12 protein-coding genes and 1 pseudogene are annotated in these 15,109 nt (G+C 70.2%); 2 read left to right on the plus strand and 11 right to left on the minus strand.

Annotation, left to right across the window (positions count from 1 at the left end; translation table 11 throughout):
• Positions 1–53 precede the first annotated feature (53 nt).
• Positions 54–1,205: a bifunctional alpha/beta hydrolase/OsmC family protein gene (locus CQZ88_RS25065; RefSeq protein ID WP_006945888.1), complete on the plus strand. Its 1,152-nt coding sequence runs from the start codon at positions 54–56 to the stop codon at positions 1,203–1,205.
• Complete coding sequence (locus tag CQZ88_RS25070) at positions 1,202–3,031, plus strand: glycoside hydrolase family 15 protein (protein ID WP_102800458.1); 1,830 nt, start codon at positions 1,202–1,204, stop codon at positions 3,029–3,031. The genes CQZ88_RS25065 and CQZ88_RS25070 overlap by 4 nt, the downstream gene beginning before the upstream one ends.
• Positions 3,032–3,104: 73 nt before the next feature.
• Here CQZ88_RS25070 and CQZ88_RS25075 read toward each other — a convergent pair whose 3' ends face one another.
• The 11 genes and pseudogenes from CQZ88_RS25075 to dcd form a co-directional block, all read right to left on the minus strand.
• Complete coding sequence (locus CQZ88_RS25075; protein WP_180987082.1) at positions 3,105–4,100, minus strand: ABC transporter ATP-binding protein; 996 nt, start codon at positions 4,098–4,100, stop codon at positions 3,105–3,107.
• The gene (locus tag CQZ88_RS25080; protein WP_050035822.1) at positions 4,097–5,083 is read right to left on the minus strand and encodes an ABC transporter ATP-binding protein; all 987 of its coding nucleotides are present in this window, start codon (positions 5,081–5,083) and stop codon (positions 4,097–4,099) included. The genes CQZ88_RS25075 and CQZ88_RS25080 overlap by 4 nt, the downstream gene beginning before the upstream one ends.
• Positions 5,080–5,985, minus strand: coding sequence for an ABC transporter permease (locus tag CQZ88_RS25085; RefSeq protein WP_006945896.1), 906 nt, complete (start codon positions 5,983–5,985; stop codon positions 5,080–5,082). The genes CQZ88_RS25080 and CQZ88_RS25085 overlap by 4 nt, the downstream gene beginning before the upstream one ends.
• Positions 5,982–6,929: an ABC transporter permease gene (locus tag CQZ88_RS25090; protein ID WP_006945898.1), complete on the minus strand. Its 948-nt coding sequence runs from the start codon at positions 6,927–6,929 to the stop codon at positions 5,982–5,984. Before CQZ88_RS25090 ends, CQZ88_RS25085 begins: the two co-directional genes overlap by 4 nt.
• Positions 6,930–6,982: 53 nt before the next feature.
• A complete protein-coding gene (locus CQZ88_RS25095; RefSeq protein WP_006945902.1) occupies positions 6,983–8,518 on the minus strand; it encodes an ABC transporter substrate-binding protein in 1,536 nt (511 codons plus the stop codon).
• 61 nt (positions 8,519–8,579) lie between these two features.
• Positions 8,580–10,103 (minus strand): ABC transporter substrate-binding protein, encoded by a 1,524-nt coding sequence (locus tag CQZ88_RS25100; RefSeq protein ID WP_037201145.1) that lies wholly within the window; start codon positions 10,101–10,103, stop codon positions 8,580–8,582.
• Between the two features lie 49 nt (positions 10,104–10,152).
• A complete protein-coding gene (locus CQZ88_RS25105; protein WP_102800460.1) occupies positions 10,153–11,697 on the minus strand; it encodes an ABC transporter substrate-binding protein in 1,545 nt (514 codons plus the stop codon).
• Between the two features lie 146 nt (positions 11,698–11,843).
• Positions 11,844–12,720 (minus strand): annotated as a pseudogene (locus CQZ88_RS25110) (alpha/beta fold hydrolase).
• A 22-nt stretch (positions 12,721–12,742) separates the two neighbouring features.
• Complete coding sequence (locus CQZ88_RS25115; protein ID WP_006947587.1) at positions 12,743–13,180, minus strand: PPOX class F420-dependent oxidoreductase; 438 nt, start codon at positions 13,178–13,180, stop codon at positions 12,743–12,745.
• 4 nt (positions 13,181–13,184) lie between these two features.
• Entirely contained in the window at positions 13,185–14,222 is a 1,038-nt protein-coding gene (locus tag CQZ88_RS25120; RefSeq protein WP_102800461.1) for a patatin-like phospholipase family protein, read from the minus strand.
• 293 nt (positions 14,223–14,515) lie between these two features.
• On the minus strand, positions 14,516–15,106 hold the full coding sequence (gene dcd / locus CQZ88_RS25125; RefSeq protein WP_006947585.1) for a dCTP deaminase: 591 nt from the start codon (positions 15,104–15,106) through the stop codon (positions 14,516–14,518).
• Positions 15,107–15,109: the final 3 nt, after the last annotated feature.

Consider the following 15,109-nt stretch of genomic DNA (forward strand, 5'->3'; position numbering starts at 1 on the left):
GGTTTCCCGAGGACGAGATAGCCTCGGGCGAGAGGGTGAAAGGGAGCGGCAGCATGCACAGCGAGAGACTCCACTTCGCCGGCTCCGGCGCTACGGAACTGGCGGGCCGGCTGGACCTGCCGGAGGGCACGCCGCGCGCGTTCGCACTGTTCGCGCACTGCTTCCCCTCCAGCGAGGACGTACCGGCGGCGGCGCGGATCTCGGAGGTCCTCACCGAGCACGACATCGCCGTCCTGCGCTTCGACTTCGCCGGTCGCGGTGGGTCCGGCGGGGACTGTGCCGGCACCACCTCCGGTCCCGATGTCGCCGACCTCGTGCGTGCGGCGGATTTCCTGCGCACCCACCATGCCGCTCCCAGCATCCTGATCGGCCACTCCCGCGGCGGCACGGCCGTCCTCGCGGCGAGCGAGCACGTGCCCGAGACGCGAGCCGTGATCACGATCGGTGCCCCGGCCGGGACCGAGCGGATCCACCGGCCCGGTACCGCACTGCTGGTGATGCACTCCCCCACCGACGACACGGTCGGCATCGACAACGCCCGACAGATCTTCGCGGCCGCCCGCCACCCCAAGTCCTTCCTCTCCCTCGACGGCGCCGACCACCTGCTCTCCCGGCAGTCCGACGCCCGGTTCGCCGCCTCGCTGCTGGCGACATGGGCGAGTAGGTACCTCGACGAGAACACTGCGGCGCAGGCGCCCACCGCGCCGGCCTCGGCCGAAGGCGTCGTCGAGGTCACCGGGAACGGAGCCACCCGGTTCGGGCAGCGCATCACCCTCGGCCGGCACCTGATCACCGCCGATGAGCCCACACCGGTGGGCGACGACACCGGGCCTTCGCCGTACGACCTGCTGCTCGCCTCCCTCGGCGCCTGCACATCGATGACGCTGCGCATGTACGCCGACCGCAAGCAATGGCCCCTGGAGAACGTGACGGTTTCCCTGCGTCACAGCCGGATCCACGCCGCGGACTGCGAGGACTGCGAGACCCGGACCGGGCGGCTCGACAAGATCGAACGCGTGATCCACCTCGCCGGTGTTCTCGACGAGCAACAGCGGCAGCGTCTGCTCGACATCGCCGACCGCTGTCCGGTGCACCGGACCCTGCACTCGGAGATCGTGGTGGACACCGCCCTCGCAGCCGGTGACCCCGCCGACCGGGAGACCCGCGACGCACCGACGGCGACGACCGGGCCGGCACCGGCATGAGTTCGCTGCCCATCGGCGACTACGCACTGCTCTCGGATCGGCACTCGGCCGCACTGGTGTCGTCCGACGGTTCGATCGACTGGCTGTGTATGCCCCGCTTCGACAGCCCCTCGATCTTCGCCGCGATCCTCGACGACAACGCCGGGCACTGGTCGATCCGGCCGGCCGGCGAATTCCGGGTTCGGCGCGAGTACGTCGAGGGCAGCATGGTTCTTCGCACGCTCTTCCATACCGGCGGGGGGATCCTCGAGCTGCGCGATGCCCTGATCCTCGGGGATGCGCAGGACCCCCATCGCCTGGGGGAGCATGCGCCGCACATGCTGGCCCGGACCGTCACCTGCACCCGCGGCAGCGTCAGCGCGGAGCTGCTGTTCCGGCCTCGTCCGGAGTACGGTCTCGTCGCGCCGGTACTGACCGCCGTCGACGGCGGGATCACGGCCGCCGGTGGGGCGAGCCGGTTGACCCTGTCGAGCACGGTGCCCCTCGAGGTCGGCGGCGGCGCAGCCCGGGCCCAGTTCGACCTGCACGCCGGGGAGAGCGCGTACTTCGCGCTGCAGCACGCGGCACTCGGCGCACCCGTCCCGCCGGTGCGTCCCGGAGCCGCCGTCAGGGCAGCGGTCGACGACACGACGACCGGCTGGCAGGACTGGTCGGCGCAGCACCAGGCCTACCAGGGCCGCGCGCGCGACCTGGTCCACCACTCGGGACGGGTGCTGCAGGCCTTGAGCTACCAGCCCACCGGCGCGATCGTGGCGGCAGTCACCACCTCGCTTCCCGAGCAGGTCGGCGGTGCGCGCAACTGGGACTATCGCTACTCCTGGGTGCGCGACGCCAGCATGACCATGCAGGCCTTGTGGGTCGCTGCCTGTCCGGACGAGGCACACGAGTTCTTCGATTTCATGGCCACTGCCGCTGCCTGCTCCTACACCAACCGCCCCCTCCAGATCATGTTCGGCATCGGCGGGGAGCACGACCTGTCGGAGCGGACCCTTCCGCACCTCTCCGGCTGGCGTGGCAGCAAGCCCGTCCGGGTGGGGAACGGTGCCTGGACCCAGCCCCAGCTCGACACCTACGGCGAATTGCTCGACGCCGCCGCCCAGCTCCGTGACCAGGTCGGCTCGCTCGACAGTCCGACTCGAAACTTCCTGGTGGGCCTCGCCGACGCCGCCGCGGCACGCTGGCGCCAACCCGACAACGGCATCTGGGAGGTCCGCGGCGAGCCGCGGCACTTCGTGCACTCCAAGGTCATGTGCTGGGTGGCCCTCGACCGTGCTGTCGCCCTGGCCGACTGGCTCCACGCCGACGGCCATGTCGAGGCATGGACGGCCGCCGCCCAGGAGATCCGAGATGCGGTGCTCACGCAGGGGTGGAACGAGGCCCTCGGTTCGTTCACGCAGTCCTTCGGCGCATCGAACCTCGACGCCACCGCCTTGCTGCTGCCGATCGTAGGTTTCCTTCCCCCGGACGACCCGCGGGTGCTGTCCACGATCGATGCCGTCCGCGAGCGGCTCACCGACGCCCGCGGCCTGGTTCACCGCTACCACACCGCGGCGGGGGTGGACGGCCTCGAGGGCCAGGAGGGGACCTTCCTGCTGTGCACCTTCTGGCTCGCCCAGGCCCTCGCCCTGGCCGGTCGCACCGACGAAGGTGCCGAGGTCTTCGAACGCGCGGTGGGCTACGTCAACGACGTGGGATTGCTCGCCGAGGAGATCGACTCCGCCACCGGGGAACAGCTGGGCAATTTCCCCCAGGCGTTCAGCCACATCGGACTGGTCAACGCCGCCTGGGCGCTGCACCAGGCAGAGCACGTCGGCACGTTCCACTGAACCGGCTGGATCGAGGTGGAGGAAGAGAGTTCCGGGGTTCGCCGGCCGCGTGATCGTCGCACCGCCGAACGCGTCACGCGAGGTGGCAGGCCACCTGCCCGCCGCCGGGCACCTCGGTGGTCTCCGGTCGGCGTTCCCGGCACACCGGCATCACCTGCGGGCAGCGGGAGCTGAACGCACATCCGGCCGGGGGATTCGCCGGGTCGGGCAGCTCGCCGTCGAGCCGGATCCGTACGCGGGTGCGTTGCCGCACGGGGTCCGGGACGGGCACCGCGGACAGCAGCGCCTGCGTGTACGGATGCGCGGGCTCGGTGAACAGCCGTTCCGACGGCCCCCACTCCACGATCCGGCCCAGGTACATCACCGCCGTGGTGTGGGCGATGTGCCGGACCACGGCCAGGTCGTGGGCGATGAACAGATATGCGATGCCCAGCTCGGCGGACAGCTCCTCGAGCAGCGCGATGACCTGGTTCTGGGTGGACACGTCGAGGGCACTCACCGCCTCGTCGGCGATCACCAGCCTCGGCTCCACCGCGATGGCCCGCGCGATGGCGATGCGCTGGCGCTGGCCGCCGGAGAACTCGTAGGGGTAGCGCTCGGCGTGCTCAGGCCGCAACCCCACCTGTTCGAGCAGGCGGCGCACCTTCCGACGCCGAGCCTCGGCGTCCAGGTCGGTGTGCACCTCGAGCGGTTCGGCGATGGCGTCCCCGACCGTGCGCGACGGATCCAGCGAGGAGTACGGGTCCTGGAACACCATCTGCATGTTGCGCCGCGCACCCCGCAGTTCCGACCGGTTCAGCGTGGTGAGGTCGACGCCGTCGAGGACCACCGAGCCGGCGGCGACGTCGACCAGCCGCAGGATGCCGCGGGCGGTGGTGGATTTTCCGGATCCGGATTCCCCGACCAGGGCGAAGGTCTCGCCGGGCCGGATGTCGAAGCCGACCCCGTCCACCGCGCGGATCGTCCGCTTCTTACGCGACATCCGGCCCCGGACGGGGAACTCGACCCGCAGGCCCCGCACGCTGAGCAGCGGTGCGCTCGCGGCCGATTCGACGACGTCCACAGTCATGAGGTTCCCTCCAGGATCAGATCGGTCACCCGCGCGCAGCGCGATACGCGGTCGTCGCCGACCGGCCGCAGCGGCACGTCGACGGCGCACTCGTCGGCCCGGTGCGCGCAGCGCGGTGCGAACCGGCAGCCGACGGGGATCGAGCCGGGCGGCGGTGGTGAGCCGGGGATGGTGTGCAGGTCCGTCCGGCCGCCGATGTCGGGCACCGATCGCAGCAGGCCCTCGGTGTACGGATGCCGGGGCGCCGCGTAGAGCGCCTCGGTGCGGGCCCGTTCGATCACCTGTCCCGCATACATCACCACCACCTCCGTGCACAGGTCGGCGACCACGCCGAGGTCGTGGGTCACGAACAGCACCCCCATGCCGAATCGTCCGGCCATCTCGCGGATCAGATCGAGCACCTGTGCCTGGATGGTGACGTCGAGCGCGGTGGTGGGTTCGTCGGCGACGAGCAGTTTCGGCTCGCACGCCAGGGCCATCGCGATCATCACCCGCTGCCGCATGCCCCCGGAGAACTCGTGCGGATACTGCCGGACCCGGCGTGCGGCATTCGGGATTCCGACGAGGTCGAGTACCTCCACGGCCCGGGCCGTGGCGTCCTTCCGGCTCATGCGGCGGTGCCGGCGCACCACCTCGGTGATCTGGTCACCGACCGTGAACACCGGGTTCAGGCTGGTCATCGGCTCCTGAAAGATCATGGCGATGTCGTTGCCGCGCACGGACTCCAGTTCGCGAGCAGGCATGGTCAGCAGGTCCCGTCCCTGGAACCGGATGCTGCCGGCGACCGTTCGGGACTGCCGGGGCGGCAGCAGCCGCAGCACCGAGGAACACGTGACGGACTTGCCGGAGCCCGACTCCCCGACCAGCCCGACCAGTTCGCCGGCCGCGACGTCGAAGGACACGTCCTGCAGGACCGGCGTCCAGCCGGACGCGGTGGCGAACTCGACGCCGAGGCCGTCGACGCTCAGCAGTGGTTCGATCATCGTTCGCTCCGGTTCTCGCGGCCCACCGAATCGCGGATGCCGTCACCGAGGGTGTTGCAGGCCAGCACGGCAAGGACGATGGCGACGGCGGGAATCAGGACGGGCCAGGCGGTGTAGTTCCAGGCCTCGCGTCCCTCGGCGAGCATCCGCCCCCAACTCGGGTCGGGCGGCTGGACCCCGAGGCCGAGGAAACTCAGCGAGGATTCGGCGAGCATGGCGAAGCCGCAGGCGAGACTGACCTGCACGATCAGCGGGGACAGGGTGTGCGGAAGAATGTGCTTGCGCACGATCCACGCGGTCGGGGTGCCGATGCTGCGGGACGCCTCGACGAAGGTGTTCTCCCGCACCGCGATCACCGCGCCGCGCACCACGCGGAAGAACCTGGGCCCGAAGACGATTCCGATGGCAATCATCGCGTTGGTGAGATTCGGCCCCATGACGCCGACGATCGCCATCGCCAGCAGCAGCGGCGGGAAGCTGAGGAAGGCGTCGGCGATCCGGGACAGCAGCGCGTCCCAGCGGCCGCCGAGAAACCCCGCCGTCAGCGCGGGGATCACGCCGAACGCCAGCCCCACCGACACCGAGATCGCCGCGGCCGAGACGGCGACCCGCGCGCCGTAGAGCAACCGCGACAGCGTGTCCCGGCCGAGGTTGTCCGTGCCGAGCAGATAGCCCTCGCTCAGCGGCGGCAGCCGGCGCGCCGTCAGTTCCTGCACCAGCGGATCATGCGGCGCGATCAGCGGCGCGGCGAGACCCAGCACCGTGATCAGCGTCAGGAACACGGCCGCCGCGACGGCTGCGCGGCGGCCACGGAACCGGCGCAGGAACCGGCGGCGCGGGGATTCGACGACAACCGGGGACGCATCCTCGACGGTCTTCGGCGGCGTGATGGTTTCGCTCATGCGGCGCTCCTGGTCCGGGGGTTGAGGTAGCCGTACGAGATGTCGACGAGCAGGCTCATCACGACCGTCGCGAAGACACCGAAGATCACCACGCCCTGGATGGCGGGCAGGTCGCCGGACAGCACGGCCTGCACGGCGAAGTCCCCGAGTCCCTTGAGCCCGAACACCGACTCGATGACCGCCGTGCCGCCGAGCAGGAAGGCGATCTGCATGCCGAGCACCGTCGCGGTGGGGATGAACGCATTCTTGAGGGCGTGCTTCCACAGGACGGCACGTCGCCCGAGCCCCTTGGCCGTGGCGGTGCGGACGTAGTCCTGCTGCATCACGTCGATCATGGAACTGCGCAACTGGCGGGCGATCTCGGCCGCGGCAGCCAGTCCCAGCGCGATCGCCGGGAGCAGCAGGTGGCTGAGCCACGGCCACAGCCCCTTTGCGAGCGGTGTGTACCCGGTCGCGGGGAGTGCCTTCAACTGCAGGGAGAACACCAGCACCAGGATGAGACCGAGCACGAAATTCGGTGTCGCGACGCCCAGCGTGGACCCGAGGCTGGTGGTCCGGTCCTGCCAGCTGCCGGGGCGGCTGCCGCCGATGATGCCGGCCGGAATACCCACTGCCAGCGCGACCAGCACCGACACGAGGGTCAACGACACGGTCACCGGCAGCCGGTCGACGATCATCTCGAGCACGGGGGCCTGATAGGTGAAGCTCGTCCCCAGGTCACCTCGCGCCAGACCGCCGAGGAAGTCGAGATACTGCACGACGACGGGCTGGTCGAGGCCGAGATCCACGCGCACCGCCTCGATCTGCTGCGGTGTCGCGCTCTCCCCGGCGATCCGATGGGCGGGATCGCCCGGGATCAGGAATATCAGGCCGAACGTGATGGCGGTGGCGATCAGCAGCAGCGGTAGCACCGCGAGCAGCCGTTGGCCGATCAATCGAAGCATCCTGCCGGTCCTTTACATCTCTCGAGGTGTCGCTCGGGGCGCTGCCGCAGCGGTCATTCGGCGGCCGTGAGGCCGATCCCTCCCCATTCGTCCAATGCGCGGTACGGCTGGTATCCGACGACCCGGTCGGTGAGGGTGGCGCCGAGGTCGGCGAAGGCCAGGGGGATCATCAGTGCCTGGTCCACGACCGTGGCGGAGACGTCGCCGATGAGCCGTCCCCGGGTCTGCTGGTCCGGTTCGGCGTTCGCGGCGGCCAGGGCCTCCGCGAAGCCGGGAGTGACGTCGTGCGACGGGTTCTGCGGCGAATCCGGGGCGAAGTAGGTGGCCAGCAGCAGCGACGGATCGGCGCGTCCGGAGAAGGTGGTGAGCACGGCGTCGAGCTCCCCCCGGTTGAAGACCGGTGACATCTCGGCCGGGCTGAGCAGGCGGATCTGCATGGTGACCCCGATCGCGTCGAGCTGCTGCTGGACGATCTGCGCGATCCGCTCGTTCTCGGGCAGGTTCATCACCCCGGCGGTGAACGTGAACCCGTCGGGCAGGCCGGCGGCCGCGAGCGTCTCGCGGGCGGCCCGCTCCTCGTAGGCGTAGCGGTCGGCCAGTTCCGGGTTGTAGGCGAAGTAGCCCTGCGGGAAGTTCTGGCTGGCCGCCTCGCCGTGACCTTCGAGGGCGGAGTCGACAAGAGCCTGCCGGTCGATCGCGGTGCTCAGCGCCCGGCGCACGTCGACATTGCCGAATTCGCTTCGGGTGCGGTTGAAGTGCAGGACGTAGTGGTTCAGGCTGGTCTGCACCTGCGAGTCCAGGCCCTGTGCGGCGGCGGGGTCGATCGAGAGCGGCGTGGCCATCGCGATGTCGAGTTCGCCCGACGCCATCGCGTTGATGCGGGTCTGTGGGTCGGTGACGACCTCCCACTCGAAGCGTCCGGCGGTCACCGACTCCGGATCCCAGTAGCCGTCCCAGGCCACGAAGTCGTACGATGCGCCGGGCTGGGCGTCGGCGACGATGTACCGGCCCGCGCCGACGGGTCGCAGCACCAGGGCGGCGTCCTTCTCCGGCGTGCCGAACGCATTCGGGCTGACCATCATTCCGGGCAGATCGGACAGGGTCAGGACGAGTTGTGTGCCGGGTCCGGTCAACCGCAGCACCACCGTGGTGGGGTCGGGGGTCTCGATCGCCTCGACCGGAGCGAGCATCGTGGTGGTGATCGAGTCCGGCTCCTGGGCGCGTTCGAGGTTGGCCTTGACCGCCTGTGCGTCCAGCGGGGTGCCGTCCTGGAACTGCAGTCCCTCCCGCAGGTGGAAGGTGAGGGTGCGGCCGTCGTCGGAGAACTCCCACGACTCGGCCAGTCCCGGAATCGGGTTCGCGTCCCGGTCGCGGTGCACCAGCCGGTCGTACACCTGGGTCAGCATGATGTTGTCCTGCGCGACCCGGGTCTTGTGCGGATCGAAGGACGACGCCCCGTAGGTGGTGGCGTACCGCAGCGTCGCCTGGGGGTCGACGGCGTCCGACGTCGCGGTGCCGGCGGACCCGCACCCGGCGAGGAGCGCGACGGCCAGCGCGGCGCCCAGGGCGAGTCTCGTACGACGGGCCATGATGTTCTCCGATTCTCGGCATGGGATGGAGACGGGACGCGGGGTGGGGGGAAGACGGGTGTTACGGCGCGGCCACCCCGACGCCGCGCCACTCGTCGAGCACCCGGCTCGGCTCGTAGCCGACGACGGTGCCGGAGGTGATCGCACCCAGGTCGGCGAACGCGACGGGCAACATCGCGGCGTGATCCATCACCACCGCGTTCACCTCCCCGAGCAGGGCGGCACGTTCGCCGGGATCGGTGGCCCGGTTGGCTGCTTCCATCGCCGCCCGGAAGCCGGGGATATCGTCGTGCGACGGGTTCTGCGGCGAGTCCTGCCCGTAGTACGAGGTCAGCAGCAGCGACGGTTCGGCGCGACCGGTCAGGGTGGTGAGGATGGCGTCGAGCTCGCCGCGGTTGAATGCGGGATTGAGGTCGGTCGGCGTCATCGACCGGATCTCCATCGTGATCCCCACCCGCGCCAGCTGTTCCTGCATGATCTGCGCGATGAGCTGGTTCTCCGGCAGGTTCGACGCGCCGGCGACGAACGAGAATCCGTTCGGCACACCGGCCTGTGCGAGCAGGGCCTTCGCGCGTTCGGGGTCGAACGCGTACTGGCCGTCGAGGGCGGCGTTGTGCGCGAAGTACCCGGAGGGGAAGTTCTGGCTGGCGGCCTCGCCGTGTCCTTCGAGTGCGGTCTCGACGACGGCCTCCCGGTCGACGGCGTGGGCGAGTGCCTGCCGCACTTCGAGGTTCCCGAACTCGCTGCGGGTCCGGTTGAGGTTGAGCACGTAGTTGTTGAGGGTGGTCTGCACGTGCGACTCGAGGCCCTGTTGTTCGGCCGGGTCGACGGACAGCGGGGTGGCGATCGCGGCGTCGAGCTGACCGGAGGCCACCGCGCTCACCCGGGTCTGCGGATCGGTCATCACGATCCACTCGAAGGCGCGGGCCTGCACCGCCTCCGGATCCCAGTAGCCGTCCCGGGCGACGAACTCGTACTGCGCACCGGGCTGTGCGTGCGCGACGGTGTAGCGTCCGGTGCCGGCGGGGGTCAGCACCAGGGCGGCGTCCTTGTCGGGGGTGCCGAACGCGTTGGGGTTGACCATCATTCCGGGCAGATCGGAGAGGGTGAGCACGAGTTGCCCGCCCGGGCCGTCGAGTCGCAGGACCACGGTCTGCGGGTCGGGGGCCTCGACGGCGGCGACGCCGGCGAGCATGGCGGCGGTGATCGAGTCGGGCTGCATCGCCCGTTCGAGGTTGGCCACCACCGCGGAGGCGTCGAACGGGGTGCCGTCGGAGAACGTCACGTCCTGCCGCAGGCGCAGCGTCAGGGTGGACCCGTCGTCGGCGAACTCCCACGATTCGGCCAGCCCGGGAATCGGATTCGCGTCCCGATCACGGTGCACCAACCGGTCGTAGACCAGGTTGAGCATGATCGAGTCGCTGGTGATCCTCGTCTTGTGCGGGTCGAACGACGACGCACCGTAGGTGGTGGCATAGCGCAACGTCGCGTTCGGGTCGACGGTCTGCGCGGCGTCCGTCGCCGCGGAACTGCCGCACCCGGCCACCGCGACGGCGACGGCGAGCACGGACAGGGCGGCCTTCATCGATCTGTGAAACATCAGATTCCTCGGGGGGTTCGGGTCGTCGAGGGGTTCACGGGGCGGCGACGCCGACGCCGCGCCACTCGTCGACGAGCAGGGTGGGTTCGTAGCCCACGACCTGATCGGTCAGGGTGGAGCCGAGCTCGAAGAACACCAGCGGGATCGCGAGCGCGTTGTCACTGACCAGCTTCGACACGTCGCCGAGCTTGCCGGCGCGCGCCTGCGGATCGGACTCGCGGTTGGCCGCATCCAGGGCCTCCTGGAATCCGGGGGCCGTGCTGCGGGACGGGTTCTGCGGAGACTCCGCCCCGTACAGCGAGGAGAACAGCAGGGCGGGATCGGACCGGCCGGTGAAGGTGGTGACGACGGCGTCGGCGTCCCCGCGGTTGAACGTCGGGGAGGCTTCGGACGGCGGCATCGGCTTCAACTGCATGTCGATGCCGACCTCGGCGAGCTGTTGCTGCACGATCTGGGCCACCTGCACGTTCTCGGGCAGGTTGAGCAGGATCGCAGTGAAGGAGAACCCGTTCGGCAGTCCCGCCTGTGCCAGGAGCTCCCGCGCCCTGTCGGGGTCGTACGGGTAGGCTCCGGCCAGGTCGGGCTCGTAGGCGAAGTAGTCCTTCGGGAAGTTCTGCGTCGCGGCCTCGGCGTGGCCCTCCATCGCGGTGTCGGCGATGGACTGCCGGTCGATCGCGTACGCCAGCGCCTGCCGCACCTCCGGCTTGCCGAACTCCCCACGCGACCGGTTGAGGTTGATGGCCATGTGGTCGAGCCGCAGCGCCGTCTCGACCCGAAGGCCCTGCTGCTCGGCGGCATCGATGGTCAGTGGCGTGGTGATGGCGGCGTCCAGGTCTCCGGAGGACACGGCGTTGAGCCGGGCCTGCGGATCGGTCATCACGGTCCACACCACGCTGTCGGTGCGGACCGCGTCGGGATCCCAGTAGCCGGGCCGCGCGGCGAACTCGTACTCGGCGCCCGGCTGCGCGCGGGTGACCGTGTAGCGGCCGGCACCGGCCGGGGTGAGCGCCAGCGCGGCGTTCTTCTCCGGGGTTCCGAATGCGTCGGGGTCGACGATCATCCCGGCCAGGTCGGACAGCGCGAGGACGAGCTGGGCGCCGGGCCGGTCCAGCGCGAGCACGACGGTGCGATCGTCGGGGGTCGTGATGCCGGTGACCCCGGCGAGCATCGGTGCGGTCACCGAGTCCGGTTCGAGGGCGCGGTTCAGGTTGGCCCGGACGGCGGCCGCGTCCACGGGGGAACCGTCGGCGAAGCTCACCCCCTCGCGCAGATGCAGGGTGAGGGACTCGTCCGTCAGCTCCCACGATTCGGCCAGGCCGGGGACGGGTTGCGCGTCGACGTCGCGGTGCACGAGCCGGTCGTAGACCAGGTTGAGCATCGTGGCGTCACTGGTGATCTTGGTCTTGTGCGGGTCGAAGGAGGACGCGCCGAAGACCGTCGCGTAGCGCAGGGGGATCGTCGGGTCGGCGACACCAGAGTGCTCGGACACCTCGGAGCCGCACGCGGCCGCCAGCACCGCGCACGTCCCGAGGGCGGCCGTCCACCGCCGGATGGAAAACCTGCCCGTTGCGACCGGCATCTCGCCCCTTCCTCGAAGCGCTCGCGCGCACAGTCGATTTCAGGACGGACGTCGATGCGCACGGCCTGTTACCGACCGAACGTAGGGGCTTGTGACATGCCGCACATCGCCGTTCCCACTGAACGAGACCGTGCGGGAATCGACGGTCAGCCGAGCGCGCCGAGAAGGGTGGAATTCACCTCCGCGGCCGGGACCATGGGCATCGTGTGGTGCGTTGCTCCCTCGACGATCACCGGCCGCAGCCGCGAGCTCGTCGCCGCGACCGCGGCCGCCACCCGCGCGCTGTCGTGGATCTTGCTGCCGGCCGCGAGAATCACCGTCGTGTCGACCGCGAGCCCGGCGAGGGTGGGACGTGCGGGGCGTTTCGGGACGACCAGCTTCGCCGTCGGGAAGTGCTCGGCGCCCTGGGCGGCGAGGTTCAGCCAGTCCGCGTCGAGGGGCCGGCCGCCGGTCTCCCACGCGAGGAAGCTGCGCTGGCGGTGGTCGCTCGGCCGGAGCAGCAGGGGGATCGCGCGGGCGAGGTACTGTGCGCGCATCCCGGCGAAGCACGAATTCGGATCGAGCAACACCATGTTCGAGATCCGCTCGGGGCGTTCGAGCGCGTAGGCGAGCGCGATCATCGCCCCGTACGAGTGGCCGGCCAGCCGGAACGAGGACAGGCCGAGCGTCGGCCGCGATGCCGTCGAGCCACGACAGCAGATCGTCCACGCTGCGCATCGGCTTTCCGTGCGCGACACTCCGTCCCACGTCACCGATCGGATCCACCGCCAGGACCCGGTACCGGGTGGCGAGCGCGGCGGCGTTGGCGAACCACACCGTCGACGTCGCTCCCCCTCCGGGCAGCAGGAGGACCGGCGGCGCGTCCTCGCGGCCGCAGACGTTGATATGCGTTGTGCCGAATTCCGATTCGACCGTCACTGCGCCGACGTCCGCCGGCCACTTCGCGAGCACGGCATCGTAGGCGCGGAGGAACTGCTTCCCCGCAGTGGAGGCTGCGAATTCTGTTGTCGACGCACGCGGCATCGCCTTCCCCCCTTCGTCCGGATCAGCCGGTCGGTCCGGCCATCCCGTAGAACCGTTCGACCCGCATCGTCAGCACGAGCCGGCGGTCGGCGACCATCGCGTCCCGGAACTCGTCCCAGTCCGGGTGTTCGCCCTGCACCGCCCGATACAGGGCGACAAGTTCCTCGACGGTGTCGTCGTGCGGGTCCTTCGCGACGGGCGACAGTTCGGCGGTGCCCTCCGCGACCGCGTACGCCCAGCCGTCGGCGGCGCTGACATACAGGCTCACGCGCGGGTCGCGGCGCATGTTCGCGGTCTTGGCCCGCCCGTCGGTGATGGAGACCGAGAACGTTCGGGCGCCGGGGTCGTAGTGGTACACGATGTTGGAGAGCTGCGGCCGCCCGTCCCGCTTCAGCGTGACGAGGGCGCCGATCTTCGTTGCAGCGAAGAGTGATTCGATCCTGTCTGCGGGCGCCGTCATGGGATCACCATCTCTTTCCGTGGGAACGGTAGCGCTTGACGTACTCCACCCAGTTCCAGGTCGACAGGAACCCCTGCGCCGCCTCGTACCCCTTGGCGAACTGTGCCTCGATCTCGGACTTGTCGAGGTGGAAGTCGAGGACCCCCACCTCGGTCGAGTCGACCCGGATCGTGCGGGCGCTGACCCACGGCTGGTTGAGGTGGGCCTGGTCGCGGCCGACGAGCACGGTGGTGACGATGCCCTCGATCAGCTCCGGGGAGTCGCCGAGGGCCGAGAACGGACGCAGCAGCCGCAGCGGTGGGAGGACCTTGTCGTTGTCGGCGGGCAGGTTCGGCAGCACGGGGACGCCGAAGGTGGGCCAGCGGGGTTGCTCGGTGTCGATCCGGTCGAGCGAGTCGATCGGGAAGTTCGACAGTAGCCCGCCGTCGACCAGTGTCGACGTCAACCCGGACGTGGCGGTGAGCGTCGCGGGCCGGAAATAGAACGGGATCGACATGGACGCGCGCACCGCGTCGGCCACCGACTGCTCGTCGGGATCGAGGCCGTAGACCGACCGGTAGTCCCACGGCAGCCGGACCAGCAGGCCCCGCGTGATGTCCGTGACGGTGACCACCAGCCGGTACCGTCGCTCCTCCGGGATGTCGTCGTCCTCCATCCGCAGATCCCCGAAGGTGCTGACGCCCAGGTCCTTCAGCGTGTCCCGGATCCAGGCGTGCGCGTAGTCGCCCTGGTAGATCCCCGACCCCCGGAGCACCCCGAATGCGGGACCCAGCAGGGGAATCCGTTCGACGGGCCCCGGGTCGAGGAACTTGCGGTACTTGATCCCGAAGACGGCGTCGCGCATCTGCTCGCCCGTCCATCCGGCCTTCGATCCGGCCGCGACGATGGCGCCGACCACCGCCCCCGCGGACGTGCCCGACACCCGGTTGAGCCGGTATCCGGCGTCGGCCAGAGCCACGACGGCACCGGCGAGGCCGATGCCCTTCACCCCGCCGCCGGCGAGGACGAGGTCGGCGACGTCCGGATGCGGGGCTGCGGTCATCGCACACCCCCGAGGCCGCGTCCGCCGCCCGGGACGATCCGTTCGCACCCGTACATGGCCGCCTCCTCCTGCACCGCAGTGCCGCATCGACGAACTGTTCGCGGGACGGACGCACCCGGCTCCCCTGTCCCGTTCACACTATGCCGGGCACCGTGCGAACGCTGGCAGGAAATCGCGGTCCGGACTGTGAAGTGGCGGCTGAACGGGAGGATCTCGTGTCGAGGGGGCGCCTGTTGCGGCGAACGGCGAGAGGCCAGCGCAGCAACCGCCCCTTCGACGCGACAACCGCCCGGTCAGCTCGGGCGGGCGTCGGGGTGTTCGCGCACGAAGTTGAGATACGCCTTCGACGGCGTCGGGCCGCGCTGGCCCTGGTACTTCGACCCGACGGCGGCGCTGCCGTAGGGGTGCTCGGCCGGGCTGGTCAGCCGGAACAGGCACAACTGCCCGATCTTCATCCCCGGCCACAGCGTGATCGGCAGGTTGGCGACGTTGGAGAGCTCGAGGGTGATGTGCCCGCTGAAGCCCGGGTCGATGAACCCGGCCGTGGAGTGGGTGAGCAGCCCGAGGCGGCCGAGCGACGACTTGCCCTCGAGCCGGCCGGCGAGGTCGTCGGGCAGGCTGCACGTCTCCATCGTCGAGCCGAGCACGAACTCGCCCGGGTGCAGCACGAACGGCTCCCCGGGCGGGGCCTGCACCAGCGAGGTGAGCTCGTCCTGGCGCTGCGCGGGGTCGATGTGCGTGTAGCGGGTGTTGTTGAAGACGCGGAACAGGCTGTCGAGCCGTACGTCCACGCTCGACGGCTGCACCATCGCCGCATCGAAGGGGTCGATGCCGAGACGCCCGGAGGCGACCTCGGCGCGGATGTCGCGATCGGAGAGCAGCACGAG

Source organism: Rhodococcus sp. ENV425 (genome assembly GCF_002887785.1).
GTDB lineage: Bacteria > Actinomycetota > Actinomycetes > Mycobacteriales > Mycobacteriaceae > Rhodococcus > Rhodococcus aetherivorans.

Bases quoted from the DNA above. Each gene is read 5' to 3' on its own strand.
- CQZ88_RS25065 (WP_006945888.1), top strand. From the start codon at position 54: ATGCACAGCGAGAGACTCCACTTCGCCGGCTCCGGCGCTACGGAACTG.
- CQZ88_RS25070 (WP_102800458.1), top strand. From the start codon at position 1,202: ATGAGTTCGCTGCCCATCGGCGACTACGCACTGCTCTCGGATCGGCAC.
- CQZ88_RS25075 (WP_180987082.1), bottom strand. From the start codon at position 4,100: ATGACTGTGGACGTCGTCGAATCGGCCGCGAGCGCACCGCTGCTCAGC.
- CQZ88_RS25080 (WP_050035822.1), bottom strand. From the start codon at position 5,083: ATGATCGAACCACTGCTGAGCGTCGACGGCCTCGGCGTCGAGTTCGCC.
- CQZ88_RS25085 (WP_006945896.1), bottom strand. From the start codon at position 5,985: ATGAGCGAAACCATCACGCCGCCGAAGACCGTCGAGGATGCGTCCCCG.
- CQZ88_RS25090 (WP_006945898.1), bottom strand. From the start codon at position 6,929: ATGCTTCGATTGATCGGCCAACGGCTGCTCGCGGTGCTACCGCTGCTG.
- CQZ88_RS25095 (WP_006945902.1), bottom strand. From the start codon at position 8,518: ATGGCCCGTCGTACGAGACTCGCCCTGGGCGCCGCGCTGGCCGTCGCG.
- CQZ88_RS25100 (WP_037201145.1), bottom strand. From the start codon at position 10,103: ATGAAGGCCGCCCTGTCCGTGCTCGCCGTCGCCGTCGCGGTGGCCGGG.
- CQZ88_RS25105 (WP_102800460.1), bottom strand. From the start codon at position 11,697: ATGCCGGTCGCAACGGGCAGGTTTTCCATCCGGCGGTGGACGGCCGCC.
- CQZ88_RS25115 (WP_006947587.1), bottom strand. From the start codon at position 13,180: ATGACGGCGCCCGCAGACAGGATCGAATCACTCTTCGCTGCAACGAAG.
- CQZ88_RS25120 (WP_102800461.1), bottom strand. From the start codon at position 14,222: ATGACCGCAGCCCCGCATCCGGACGTCGCCGACCTCGTCCTCGCCGGC.